Genomic DNA, 13,644 nt, shown 5'->3' on the forward strand with positions numbered 1-13,644 from the left:
AGGATTAAATATTCCCTTTATAGAGTTTAATTAGCTCTCTATCTGATAGGACAACAGTATCTTTTTTACCTATAAAATAATAGCCAGATGCAGCATCAAATACACCCGATTGTTGAACTAAATACCGATCAAAATATTGCAAATAGAAGGATGTCAGTCTAGTAAAAATTTTGATCAGCTTACGCAACGCTTTCCGTTTTGTAAAACTGAGCAAAAAGTACTGATAGGACCAGGCCAAAGCCATGCCTGGACCACCGACAGGTCCACTCTCCACCTCTTGAAAGTGACGAAATAAACGTCGATGTCCTAAATGGGTAAATCGCGTAAAGTCATAGCGCCCCATATGCACTTGTTGCATAAAAGGGGTTTCAGCATACACTAGACCATTCGGCTTCAGAACTCGATGCATCTCTGCTACACATCGATATGGATCCACCACATGTTCCAGTACTGCCTGAATAATCACACCATCTATAGACTGATCAGCAAACGGGAGATCGTGAGCATCGCAGATTAACTGGGTCCGTTCACTGAAATAAATATCACTTTCAATCAGTTCAATATTAGATTGGCTGACCAATGCTTCCATTCCTTGTCCCAAATTGCCACAGCCAATCACTAACACTTTGGGATGGTCTGAATATTGCAAAAGCTGCTGCGTGAACTGTTTATAGTTCTGCTTAGCAACCGGATTGACATCAATATTGGGCAGTGCAGCACTGATTCGAGCTTTTACCCCATTGCCTGTTGGCGGAACAATAGTCCCTTCCTCCTCCTCAAATTCTGCAATGGAAAAAATGCTGGTGCTTTCATTCAATAGGATGGGAGCACTATTGACAACAGGAAAGATCGAAGGACAGCCAGGATTCTGACAAGACAAATGATGGTCCTGCAACTCCAGGTGGCCTTTACAAACCGGGCAGCATAGCAAAGATAGAGCAACGTCAGAAAAACGGAATTGAGAACCCATACTTGTCATTTACATATGTTGGGGTGAGCAGAGTTTATATTACGCGCAGTATCTTCACCAGACTCAACGCTCTGAAACCAATTTAATTCTACAAAATTAATTTGCAAATCCTACCTCAAACCAGAGTGGTGAGGGCTTGATCAACGGCACCGAGGCAAACCTCGGGGGCAAACTTAGTGGCAGCAGACTGCATCCCTTGTTTAGCTAAAGTCGAGGCAAGCTGTTGATCATTCAAAAGCTCACGAATAGCTGCTGCCAATACATCGGCATTACCTGGGGGTACTAATCGCCCCGATTGTCGATCTGCAATCACTTCCAACATGCCGCCTGCCGCTGTAGCAATCACTGGCTTTTGGGCTAGCTGTCCTTCAATGGCAATTCTGGCACAGGGTTCAGGCTCAGTAGAGGCATGGATGACAATATCGCAAGCTTTCATCAAAGCCGGGACATCTTGTCGAAATCCCAACCAATGAATTCGATCCGCTAAGTCATCCGTAGCCGCCATTTCTTTAATCATAGAAACATAGTCTTGCTCTCCAAACAAAGCATCTCCCACCAATAACCCATGTACATCCGGTAAAGATCGCAGCGCTTCAATAAGGACATGTTGACCTTTCCATGGAGATAATCGGCTAAAGAGTCCCACCAAAGGCACATCACCCAGACCTAATTCTTGGCGAACAGCATTTGCAGCATCAGGCGTCACTTGATCAAACCGGTCAGATTCAATCCCGTCATACATCACCTTAACTAGATCAGGACGACCGCCCACGGCGATAAAGGCATCAGCCGTTGCCTGGGATGCAACCCACACTTGAGCAGCCCGGCTATTCGCCAGAGTGATGGCTACACGGCGATTCACACCACTAAAATGCTTAGCAGTCAGGATATCTCGCAAATGCCAAACTAACGGAGGCGTCCCGATTAGCGTTGCCAAGCTAGAAGCAATAAAAGCTTTTTGAGAATTCGCACAAATGAAGTCAAATCCTTGAGAGGCTTTAGCAATCTGCTGGGCCATTTGCCACAAAGCTGGAATCGCTTTGAGAGAAGCCAAGCCACTTGATGTGCGGATAGACAACAGAGAGTCCGGTGCATTGACGACGGTAACCGGCACCCCAGCCTTTTCCAGAACCTGACGAAACGGTCCATCTTCAAAGAGCAACATCTGGCTCGTTGCTCGATAGGCAGCAGCAATACTCAAACAGCAATATTCTGCCCCTGCTAGCGCACCAACGTGATTTACAAAGAGAATGCGATGCTGTTTCATATACTGTTTGACTTTGACGATATCAATAAGATTTAGAGAAGTTAGTCAGAGTGAGCAAAGTTATTTGCCTATTACCTCTTATGAGTATTCATCCAAAACCTCCTGGTAAGACCCTTGAATTTGCTGCACAATAACAGACCAGTCGTAATTTTTACGCACATGGTCTTCACATACTTGCGGGCTCGGTAAATGACGTTTCTCTGAACAAACTTCCAGAATGCCTGACGCAATATGTTGAGGGGAATATCCCGGCAGCACTAAATCCTCACAAAAGGGCCTCAAAATTTCTGGAATCCCGCCAACAGGAGTCCCTAAAATGGGGGTGCCCGCTGCCAAGGACTCTAAAACCACTAACCCGAATCCCTCCAATGAGAGGGTGGGTAGAATGGCTAAGTCAGCAGCACGATAGGCCATCGGCAAGGCTTGATCAGGAAGATACCCAATCATCTGAACATGATTATTGAGTCCCAATTCCTGTATGCGTGCTTTCAGAGCCAGCTCTTGTTCACCCTTGCCAGCCATCATTACCAAGACTTCCGGATACTGCTGACAGACAGTCGCCATCGCTTCCACTAAATTGTCTAAGCCCATGCGCTTGGACAATCTGCGAGCCGTAAACAAAATGAAGCGATCTTGTGGCCATTGTAAATTAGCCCTTGCGGACTCAGGTGACACAGAGGTTGCAAACCGATCAGTATCTACTCCTCCAGGAATAATCTGAATCAGCTCCTCAGGAATATCATAGGTACGATGCAGAATATCTTTGAAGGCCTGAGATAAAACAATAAAACGCTTAGCACGGCTAAATACAGCCCTTTCCATCGCTTTTCTGACTTGGAAGCCCAGGCTTTTATTGCTTTCCACAATACTTTCTAAAGACCAAGGACCATGAAAATGGAAAATAAAGGGGCGATGGTCGAGCTGGTCAAGCATCGGAACAGTGTACAGAGCAAAATGGGACACTAATAGTGAAACATCTTCCTGCTGGAGAAGCGTGCGAGCAGTTTGACGTGCCCCCCAAAATCTTTGAAGTAGAGAAGACTGGCGCGGTGCAAATGCCGTGACTTGATCGTGGGTTTGCTCAGCCACAGTGGGAGGGCCAGTGACCACACCAGCAACCTCAACCCCTGCCTGAGGAAGATATCGAGTCAAATCATAGTAGTAGCGATCTAACCCCCCTCCTTGCTTATCAGGGAACCAATCCATACCAATTTGCAAGGTTTTCATATTGAGTCTCGCTTGTTAATGGCTGCTTCATAGGCAGCTAAACGCTTTTGAGCGATAGTGAACCAGCTATAGTTCTGGGCCGTTTGATAAGCATTTTGTTGCAGTCGGGTTAATTCGGAACGGTCATGGATCAATCGTTCTAGGGATTCAACAATAGCCCGACTATCTCTCACCGGAACGAATAAGGCATCATGCCCCTCTTGAGCAATATCTGAGGGTCCGGGAGCTGGCGTTGTCACGGGAGCCAAACCACAGGCCATCGCTTCAATCAGGACTTTACCAAAGCCTTCTGAGAGAGTAGGAAACAACTTAATATCAAATCCTTTGAGTAGGGCAGGCAATTCTTCGTGTTGATAATAGCTGATGACGGTGAGGCGATCATGGACTTGCGGATCAAAGTCAGCATAAACCTGTTCTGGCACACCATAACCATTGAGTTCAGTCCCAATCAAGCTCACTTCGACCTCAGGGTATTTCAGTAATATCTCATTGAGAGCGGGGGTACTATACTCTATGCCTTTACGCTGAACATAGGTTCCAACCTGAGCTATGCGAATCCGTCCATCCTCATGATATTTCAGGGGTAAATTCAGAAAATAATTCGGTAATCCATTGGGAAAAACATGAGCGGTCTCCGGATTAACGTGTAATTGGTTCACTGCATACTCAGCATCCACGCGGTTCAGAAAGAAGGTTAAATCCGCACATTTTAACGACTGAGCGATTTCCCACAATTGAATACTGCCTCGGTAAAGGGGATACTTCCAACTCAGATCCAGGTTCCCCAGGGCTGCATCTTGCAGGCGTTCTTCATGCTCTAAATGATCTAAACCATGGCTTCTAGTAACTAATAAGGGAGGGGTTGGCGTTAGACGACGGAGCAAACGTGCCCACACCCAAGCATCCCCGGTAGAGGCATCAATGACATCAATCTTGTTTTGTCTCAGGACTTGAGCAATCTTAAGGGCAGTCATCTCAGGAAAGACGACATCTTTAAGCCTCATAGATAGCCATGGAGGTAGGTCATCAAAAGAGTATGTATAGACTTGATGTCCTAGCTCTTGATACTTTTCTTTGAGGTTTAAGGTACTCCCTGCAGCGCCTGAATTCGGATCAAGATATTCATGGAGAATCAACAGGATATTCATACTCTGTTTAAGTAATCAGAAAAGATAAATGATTAGCACTGAAAATAGAGATATCTAAAGCAAAGAATATTTCACCAAGTCGGCATTTAAATAATTACGGTCAATGTAACGTACAAAAATAGATATCATCCTTCTCTATATCAAATCCAAACCTTTGACGTTCCTCAGAACTGAACTCTTGCAAATACGGCATAACCGAGACACAAAATCCAGCTTTTTCTAAGCGATCTTTATAATCCAAGCCATAGACACGTACATGATCACTTTGGCCAAAATGTTGCTCTCGTTGCTGTGGATCGGTGATGCTCCAATCTTCATAGGTTTGCTCTCGTAAGATGGGAACTTGAATCACAGCCCAGCCTTCTGGCTTCAATACTCTTGATAGCTCACCCATAGCTTTAGCATCATCTGGAATATGTTCCAAAACGTGTGAGCAATAGATGATGTCAAAACTGTTATCAGGGTATTGAATATCGGTCAGATCCATTTTGACCATTGCCGAGTTATTCAAATCTGCCGTTAAATAGTCAATCGACTCACATTGTGAAAATTTGTCTGATAAGCACTCTTCGGGAGCAATGTGCAGCATCTTTTTAAGATTGGCAGCAAACAAGTTCGTTTTTTGCCTAAAAAATAGCCACATCATTCGATGTCTTTCCAAACTACTACAGACAGGACAGATGGCATTCAACCGAACCTGAGTTGTACCCATCGGCTTGAAGAGACGCACATTGGATTGGCAAATTGGACAATGATGCTGAACTCCAAAATACAAGGTCTTTTTAAGAGTTTTAACGATGGGCATAGTATATTAACATCCTAGGATTATTGCTGCACAATGTAGTGAACTTTATAGTACTTATAAGCGGCTATACCCAGACTCAGAAATGTCCAAACGATTAACCCAGGAATTTCTGGAAAATATTGGCCTGTCAGCATCATTGGTAATAATCCCACACAAAGAATTTTGATGGCGATGAGAAAATTATCTCGGCTCGGTGGTTTAACTGTCACTATTTTGGCAATCAGCATAAACACACCCACAAAATAGATCATGGTGCCAATTAAACCGAACCATAACAGCATGGGTAAAAAGGTACCGTCTCCACTACTAATATTGCTAATGGATTCTAGGTAAAAGCCAAAGCCTTTACCAACCGGGTTAAATACAATTTTCTCAAATAAGTCAGAAAAAGCTTCTGCTCTAAGGTTAAGGGCTTCATCACTTTCTAGAGACTGAAAACTTGCAAATCTCTGACTAATACGCTCATTCAATTCACTCACTGACAAGACAACAATGAGGATGCTCGAAAAAGTTAAGGTTAGTAGACCAAACAGCTTAGACTGTTGCTGTGGGCGCAGTGTCGTAATATACAAGCCCATCACCAACAACAGACAGAGCCATGCGGTTCGAACCACGCCAGCTAAAAGGGTAATCGCTCCAAATAAAAGCGCTAAATATTGAGTCCAACCCAAGGGCGGACAAAGGGATAGCAAGACCCCTGTAACCATGGGAAATGACAACTGGTGAGCCGCTGAGGTGGTACTCCAAACCCGAATCCCAAAGGGTTCAGGGGTACCTCTAGCTTGGATACCTGTAAAAGTTAAATAGAAACGATCCCAGTCGGGGGCGACGACATATTGATAAAGCCCATAAATGCCCATGACAATCACGGCATAAATGAATATTTTGTAAATTGCTTGGCATAATTCAGGATAGTTTTGCCAGTGAGAGTATAAATAATAACCAAATACAATTGGACAAATAAATCCAAGTGCTAAGTCAACCATTGAAAAGTCTCGAATGGGGTTATTCGCAAGACCGACTAACACACCATAGGTCACCGTACCTAGGCATAGAATAAAAGGCAATCCGACAGACTTTAGTTCTCTGGGAAAGCTCTTAATACAGTTGGGTAAAACAATTAAGCTAACCAGTTCTGGGGTTGTGTAAAACCCTCCCATCGTATACTCACCCGCCTGAAAATCAATGATGCGACGAATCAGGCTACTGAGAAACCACAGCCAAAATGTATAGGCAATATATAGTCTGGGACAATATTGGTAGAGGTAGATACCGACCGCAAGAGCGCAGACGGGGTAAATCAGCACTAGAAATCGGCCAGCACCGATGAGAAAGAAGAATATCAGCAGGCCAATTAATCCCCCAATCGCTAACCATCCATACTTTTCATAAGGACTGGGTTTAAGGCTAGCAGTTGAGAATGTATCCATAAATAAGCGTATTCAGGCCGATGTCTAATAGTTATAGAGTATCTAGTCAAGATAGTGTGAAAGTTAGGGGTGACGATACTAGGCCAGCAAAGGTTGCATGCGTTGGTGAATATCGAAGTGAGATTGGACCTGAACATCGCCCATTCCTCTTTACCAATGTACTCACTAAGCATCTTGGGTGCCCAATGAAGGACAACTTTTGCAGACACGCTCACGCCATACTTTGATACCCACGACATTGATGCAGTTCACGACTCATGCTGTGCCACAGTAAGTTCGCAAGAATCATCGAAAGCAAAACACGTGACATCCATCATTCTTAGTTTTTGATAACCTGCAGTCTCCGATGTGGTGAAGTAGCAGTTTCAGCAATCTCAAAATATCTCTGAGATGCTAGGCCAAGGGTTAAGAAACTCCAGAAATAAAATCCTAAGGTTGCCATCAGCACATTATTAAAGGCAATAATGCTAATAGTTCCTATAACAAAGGCCTGTGAAAACAAGGAAAGATAATCTTTCGGACTTGAACGACAGAGCTTCAAGACTAATGCCAACAATCCCACTACATAAGGGAGAATACCTATCCAGCCAAAATAAAATAAGTAGATAAATAGAGGAGCATCAACAATATTGAAATCCCCTAAATCTAAAGAGCCAGCCAATCCTACTCCGACAAATTGAGATATTGCTGAATCAAAATAAGTGTTATATAAATCCTTACGAATATTAACGCTTATATCATCATCATATGAGAATAGACTTAACAGTCGAGAAGCAACCTTGTCATATAAAACATCGTTCGTGAGTATTAAGACAGAAGTCATGATAATTAGAAGCAGAATAATAGCCAATATACGGAATTTCATCCTGCTCTTAATTCTGAATAAGAAGATTGCCAGGGTAATAAAAAAGCAGAGCCATGCAGCCCTTGCTTGACTAAGCAACAGTCCTAACCCAGTTAAACTTAAAGTAGGAATACGTAATGGCCAGTCAAACCTATACAGAAGGATCATCAATCCAATCAGTATAGTCGTTGCAAATGTTTGGAAATCAGTTGTTCCACTCCAAATCCTGATAGCGAAAGCTTCTGGCAAGCCATAGGACCACTTTTCTACTGAGTTTAGCCAATGGATATCCCAGCTCGGTGCAAAAATGAACTGGAAGATACCATATATTCCTAAAACAAGTGATCCCCATATTATTGTAGTTTCTATAACTGATTTATAAGTCGCATATCTTTTCCAGTTTAGGTATATATGTAGTCCAAATAATATTGGTCCAACCAAAGCAGAAAACTGCTCAATCAGAATGAAGTCTTGGGGTGGGTTTTTAATGAGAGAGATGAATAAGCTATAAAAAGAAGCAGATAAAGTGAGTAAAAATGGCGATAATTCCTTATATGAGATCTGAGTTGAATACTGTATCAAAGTGAATACAGAAATTAACGTTACTGAATTAGCAGTAAATGTCAAATAACCATGATTAATAGAATTAATTTTAAAATCAATAAAGCGCTGAATTCCTGGTGAAACAAAGTGCATCCAGAATGTAAATCCTATATACATACCCGGATGTTTAAAGTATAAGTATGTTCCTAGCAAAATTGCCGTCACTGGCATTATTTGCATTGAGTATCTTGAAAAGCCAATGGTGAGAATAAGTACCAGAAATAGTACAAAAGCAATAATCAATATCCATGCTTTTCGAGATTCTTTATCAGTATTATTTTGACACTCTTTAAGAGTATTCATGACTCAGGAAAATCTATTTTTTATTTTATTGACTTTTAATATATGCTTAAATATATTTTTCTGTAAATACAAATATATTTATTTCATAAGATAGGTGTATTCAAGATAGGGTCAATATTGCCGTCAGCTATCTACCGTTCGAGAAATAGGTAGGTCAGCCCTGAATTCCTAATATAGTAAGGCAATAAGTAGTGAATTAAACTAACCTTTTTTACATTTTCAAGAGAAAATTTTAGCCAAATCATTATATATGCTGACTCTCATGAGCGCTCATTCATCTCACAAATCACCAGTGCTGTTAGATATATTTAGGCAAATACTTTAAATAGCAAGATTCCATTTTTAAAGCTTCTGCACAGATTTAGACTCTACATCTCGCAGATAGTACATTTCCTTAAAAGCTTTACTTGAAAAAGGTTACAGATCTTATTTTCAATCGTTTTTTTCACCCGTAAAGATCCCACTGCCTGGATAAACAGATCAACAACTCTCTCAGAACTAGCTAAAAAAGCAATACAGTTTAATTGGCTTTCTGGGGAGGGAAAGGTATTTGGATGTAGAACTAAGATGCTAAGTCTTATCTAGAAAAACATTACAAGAATGCAATAATCTACAAAATATAGGTTAAGCCCTATCACTTGAATCATCTGGTCTCATTTCTAACCAGAAAAACCGAGAATTTTAATCAGTCTTAAACAGTATTCTCACATCTGGCTGTAAATACTAATTAACTGTTGTGTGAGTTGATTGATGTTGAAGTGAGATTGGACATGGGCACGACCAGCCTGTCCCATCTCGCCCCAACGTTCCGCGTGTTCGATGAGATAGATGAGTTTTTCTGCGATCGCATCCGAGTCTCGCTCCGGCAATAGAAACCCCGACACATCATGTTCCACTAATTCTGGGATACCACTGTAGTGGGTACTCACCACTGGTAATCCCATCGCCATGGCCTCCATCAACGCCACTGGGATTCCTTCCTGATCCCCCTTTTGACCCGTCACACTGGGAGCCAGTAATAAGTGAGTCTGATTTAAAACATCAATGACTTCATCTTGTGATTTCCATCCCAACAACTCGACCATAGAGTCTAGGTCGAGTTCCGTGATCAGTTGTTCTAAGTATTCACGTAAAGGGCCATCACCCACAATGGAGTACTTTAGAGGGTAAGAACAATTTTTGAGTTGTGCAATCGCACGAATACCGTACTCAACACCTTTCTTCTCAACCAAGCGAGCGACGGTTGTAATCTGCACAGGCTCATCCTCCTGGAGTTGTCTGGCAATCCACAGAAACTGTTGACAGTCAATGCCCATATGATGAACTGCAATTTTATGAGCGGGGCACCCCAGCTCAATTAATCGCTCTTGCCAGTACTGGCTAATCGGTAAAAATTGATCACCTTTGATAAAGAGTTGCCGATAAGCATCCACCCCGGCCTCTTCCAGATACTCAGTGATATCCCAAGCATGAAATGTTGTGCACAGCTTACCCTGAACAGCGCCAATTTCCTGCAGTTGTGAGCCTAAGATGCCTAGATGTCCAAAATGACAATGAACAATATCATAGGTGGGACGGTTTTTGAGGAAAGGAACAACAGCATAAAGCAATCGAAACGATAGGGCTTGCTTACCATAGCGCCAGATATTGAGCGATCGAAAAATCAACACAGGATCCGTCAAACAGCCCTTTAAAAAAAGGAGAATCCCCTTCAAACTTCTCAAGAGGTAGTTTGAAGGCATCAAGGGATAATACTGAGTGCAGTCCAAAAGCTGATATTTTTCAACATCTGGGTGAACTGTCGTTACATTCTGAGGGCGACTGGCATATATATCTATACTGTGTTTTTCATCAATAATATGCGTAATCTGATTCAGGATAAAAGTTTCTGATATAGATGGAAAAGCTCCAACCAAAAAAGCAATTTTCATATAAATATGAGCAAGAATAAATGACTATTGATTGAATGGCTTTTTAATGTACTTATACTTCAGGATTGGCATGATTAGCTTGTTTTTTGCTTTAAGCCCATACCGTTTAACCTTCTCTTTCAAGCTAATGCGTGGAACTTCGTCATAAGCTAAGTCTTTGGCTAACACACAATGCACATACTGGTTTTTTCGATCTAAATCCGGGTAGTTAAAATACTGTAATTTGAAATTTCCATGCGCCGCCCATTGGATTAAATCACCAATTTCAATCGTTTCATCGATGACTTGCAGCTCATCAGGATTATATTGATGTAGATATCTCTGATATTCAGGACTAGGGTACGTTAAAACAACGACAGCGTTCCCCGTTGTAATGCGGTCTAAATTGGCGAAAAACGATTCATAGTGGTTGGGAGGAAGATGCTCAATCACATCCACCATAGAGACTAAATCGACGGGTTGCTGAATCTTCTCTTCAATTTTTTTGAATTCATTAATAATATCAACCTTCAAAAAAGTGATATTTTCATTTATTACGGTTTTCTGGGCATAGGCAATATTTTTATCTGCAATATCACAGGCCCAAATATGCCCTGTCTTGATCTTGGTTCCAATTTTTTCTGATACCAGTCCGATACCACAACCAATATCCAGGATCTTGCTATCGGGTCGGGTATATTGCCCAATTAGTTCTACGGCTTTATCTATGCGCGGATTACCATACAGTCGATAGTTCAACATCCGCGTATCGCGAAATTCATTGTAGTAACTTCTAACTTGTTCTACGTTGTTGGTCATTAAGATGTCCTATGTTGACTTGCTTGAGTTGACTAGTGGTCGAGCCACAACCAGATAAACAGCCGAATTTTCTTGACGTTGTTCAGGTGAATAGGAGCTGTCTAAACAGCGAATGACTTGTTGCATCAATACAGCAAATACTCGTTTAAAAGGACTTCTAATCTTGGGGATTAACGCATCTTGAACCAGGCAGGCTGAAGCGGCTGCAAATCCCAACACTCCCGTTATTTCGACAACTTCCCAGTGGCAGTCCATCAACAGTTTTTGGAGTCCTGCTCCAGTCCAACGCCAATAATCCGTCGGAATAGGGTGATAGGGCCAATAGCCATGGGTAGACAAGAGTAATAGGCCATCTGATTTGCAGACTCGATGGGCTTCAGCTAAATAAGCGGCTGGAGATTCGACATGCTCCAATACTTGGGTCGAAATCACTAAATCAACACTGTTGTCACTGAGGTCAACACTGCCTGTATCTGGGTTGATGGCTAAGTCTGCCATGGGATTACTCGCTAAGTCAGCACCCAAATATTGCTGAACCGTTGGTGTGAATAAACTACGATAGGGCATCGTGCCACAGCCCATATCTATCGCGGTTAAGTCATGATGCTGTTGGTGCAGGGGCTGGACATGGTTCTTAATCGTTTGCTCTAGGGCCTGACGAAGCTTAATTAAGATATAGTAGCGATCGCTGGTCCAGGACGGGTTAAGACGAGGATCATCTTCATTGATAGGGTCGATAGGATGATCAGTTACAGTGGTCATGCGCATTATCCCCCTCTCCACTAAGCAGTTTTTAAATCAGACATTAATTGTTTGAGATCCCATAAGATGTTTCTGCCTTTTGGTAGAGCTACTAAGGCAGTAAAAAAACTCATGATAGTGACCACAAAGGCAAGACAGCATCCCCAGAAAGGCTGAGGCTGAATAAGATACCGTAGCGTCCCTAGTGCCAGGATAGTGCATAACGTTGAAAAGCCAAGCGGCGCCATGGTTACATAGAAGTCTTTCGTTTTGACAGGGCCATGTCGCCCGACCACAAAGAATAATAAGGGCATCGTGATACATAGGGCGATGCTGGAATAAGAGATGGCCACACCCAGGGCCTGCCAGGGTAGACCAACCCCAAACGAGAAGATGGTAATGGTAGAACTCAAAAGTCCCCATCGGAATAAATCATCCGTTCGATCTTGAGTAATAAATAACCAGCCTACAGAATTGGCGATGGGCCGCATGAGTCCTGAAATGCCCAGCAATGCGAAGATAGCACTAGCACCGAGCCACTGTGAGCCTAACAAAATCTGGATCAGCCAATCCGATGCGGCGATCATAAATAAGATAATTGGCAAGGTCAATAACATCAGTTTTTCTAAGATGCGCAGATAGACTTGTCGATATCGACTAGGACTATCCACTAAGCGGCTGAGCACAGGGACGGCCACGTTGGTAATCGGGGCGTTAATTTGGCTAATTGGCAAGAGCAAGAGTTGATAGGCTTTGGCATAGAGTCCTAATTGTTGCGAGCCCCAGAACTTACCAATTAATACGTTGTCCAAATTGAGAGACAAGTAGTTCACAATGCTGAAGCCGGTGATATTGCTACCGAAGACCATTAGCGATCGCATCTCGGTATTCCAGCGAGGTAAGCCCGGCACCCAGCGACAAGCAATCCAAATTCCCAGAGTATTCACGCTAATCGTGACTAGAGACAGGGCGATGAGTGACCAATAGCCCCACCCTAGCCACACACACAAGAAGGCCGCACTCACACCAGATAGCTGTGCAAAAACATCATTGAAGGCTAGGGCGTTGTAAGACATCTGCCGCTGAAGTAGAGCAGTATGTTGCACCCCTAAGCCCCCCATGACAATGCCACCCGCTAAAGCAATGGTAATTAGGGTCAACCTCGGCTCATTATAAAATCCGGCAATCAAGGGCGAGAGGCAAGCGGCGAGAATAGCAACCCCTAAACTAAAACTCACATTAATCCAGAACAGCGTACTGACCTGCTCATGATTGATATCTTCTTTCTGGACCGTCGCCATAGATAGGCCTAGATCTTTGAAGATCGTCACAAACCCCATGACTGCGGTCACCATCCCCACCAAACCATAGTCATTCGGGGTTAAGAAACGCCCCAACACGACATTGGCCACAAGGGTCAACGTAAATTTCAACCCCTGAGCAGTGATGGTGGTCGCACCACCTCGAACAGCTCGTTGCTTTAAATTTCCTTGCAAATGCTTCGTACTGAAAAAAGCATCTGCAGTATGATTAGACTTTCGAATACGCAAGGGTTCGGCCTGATTGATCGGTCGACA

The 13,644-nt window shown here is 42.9% G+C and carries 11 protein-coding genes; all 11 read right to left on the reverse strand.

Annotated features, from left to right (window positions below; genetic code table 11):
* Positions 1 to 4: 4 nt before the first annotated feature.
* On the reverse strand, positions 5 to 970 hold the full coding sequence (locus I1H34_RS21015; protein WP_249369459.1) for a methyltransferase domain-containing protein: 966 nt from the start codon (positions 968 to 970) through the stop codon (positions 5 to 7).
* Between the two features lie 115 nt (positions 971 to 1,085).
* Complete coding sequence (locus I1H34_RS21020) at positions 1,086 to 2,237, reverse strand: glycosyltransferase family 4 protein (RefSeq protein ID WP_212662882.1); 1,152 nt, start codon at positions 2,235 to 2,237, stop codon at positions 1,086 to 1,088.
* A 78-nt stretch (positions 2,238 to 2,315) separates the two neighbouring features.
* A complete protein-coding gene (locus tag I1H34_RS21025; protein ID WP_212662883.1) occupies positions 2,316 to 3,464 on the reverse strand; it encodes a glycosyltransferase family 4 protein in 1,149 nt (382 codons plus the stop codon).
* Positions 3,461 to 4,612, reverse strand: coding sequence for a glycosyltransferase family 4 protein (locus tag I1H34_RS21030; RefSeq protein WP_212662884.1), 1,152 nt, complete (start codon positions 4,610 to 4,612; stop codon positions 3,461 to 3,463). Before I1H34_RS21030 ends, I1H34_RS21025 begins: the two co-directional genes overlap by 4 nt.
* A 100-nt stretch (positions 4,613 to 4,712) precedes the next feature.
* Positions 4,713 to 5,417, reverse strand: coding sequence for a class I SAM-dependent methyltransferase (locus I1H34_RS21035; protein ID WP_212662885.1), 705 nt, complete (start codon positions 5,415 to 5,417; stop codon positions 4,713 to 4,715).
* 20 nt (positions 5,418 to 5,437) lie between these two features.
* On the reverse strand, positions 5,438 to 6,847 hold the full coding sequence (locus I1H34_RS21040) for a hypothetical protein (protein WP_212662886.1): 1,410 nt from the start codon (positions 6,845 to 6,847) through the stop codon (positions 5,438 to 5,440).
* 319 nt (positions 6,848 to 7,166) lie between these two features.
* Complete coding sequence (locus tag I1H34_RS21045) at positions 7,167 to 8,597, reverse strand: O-antigen ligase family protein (RefSeq protein WP_212662887.1); 1,431 nt, start codon at positions 8,595 to 8,597, stop codon at positions 7,167 to 7,169.
* Positions 8,598 to 9,301: 704 nt separating this feature from the next.
* Positions 9,302 to 10,528: a glycosyltransferase gene (locus I1H34_RS21050; RefSeq protein WP_212662888.1), complete on the reverse strand. Its 1,227-nt coding sequence runs from the start codon at positions 10,526 to 10,528 to the stop codon at positions 9,302 to 9,304.
* A gap of 24 nt (positions 10,529 to 10,552) precedes the next feature.
* Positions 10,553 to 11,326 carry a class I SAM-dependent methyltransferase gene (locus I1H34_RS21055; RefSeq protein ID WP_212662889.1) on the reverse strand — a complete coding sequence of 258 codons (774 nt, stop codon included), beginning with the start codon at positions 11,324 to 11,326 and terminating at the stop codon, positions 10,553 to 10,555.
* Positions 11,327 to 11,335: 9 nt separating this feature from the next.
* Positions 11,336 to 12,088 carry a class I SAM-dependent methyltransferase gene (locus I1H34_RS21060; RefSeq protein WP_212662890.1) on the reverse strand — a complete coding sequence of 251 codons (753 nt, stop codon included), beginning with the start codon at positions 12,086 to 12,088 and terminating at the stop codon, positions 11,336 to 11,338.
* Positions 12,089 to 12,108: 20 nt separating this feature from the next.
* A complete protein-coding gene (locus I1H34_RS21065) occupies positions 12,109 to 13,617 on the reverse strand; it encodes a lipopolysaccharide biosynthesis protein (protein WP_212662891.1) in 1,509 nt (502 codons plus the stop codon).
* Positions 13,618 to 13,644 lie beyond the last annotated feature (27 nt).

The organism is Acaryochloris marina S15 (assembly GCF_018336915.1).
Classification (GTDB): domain Bacteria; phylum Cyanobacteriota; class Cyanobacteriia; order Thermosynechococcales; family Thermosynechococcaceae; genus Acaryochloris; species Acaryochloris marina_A.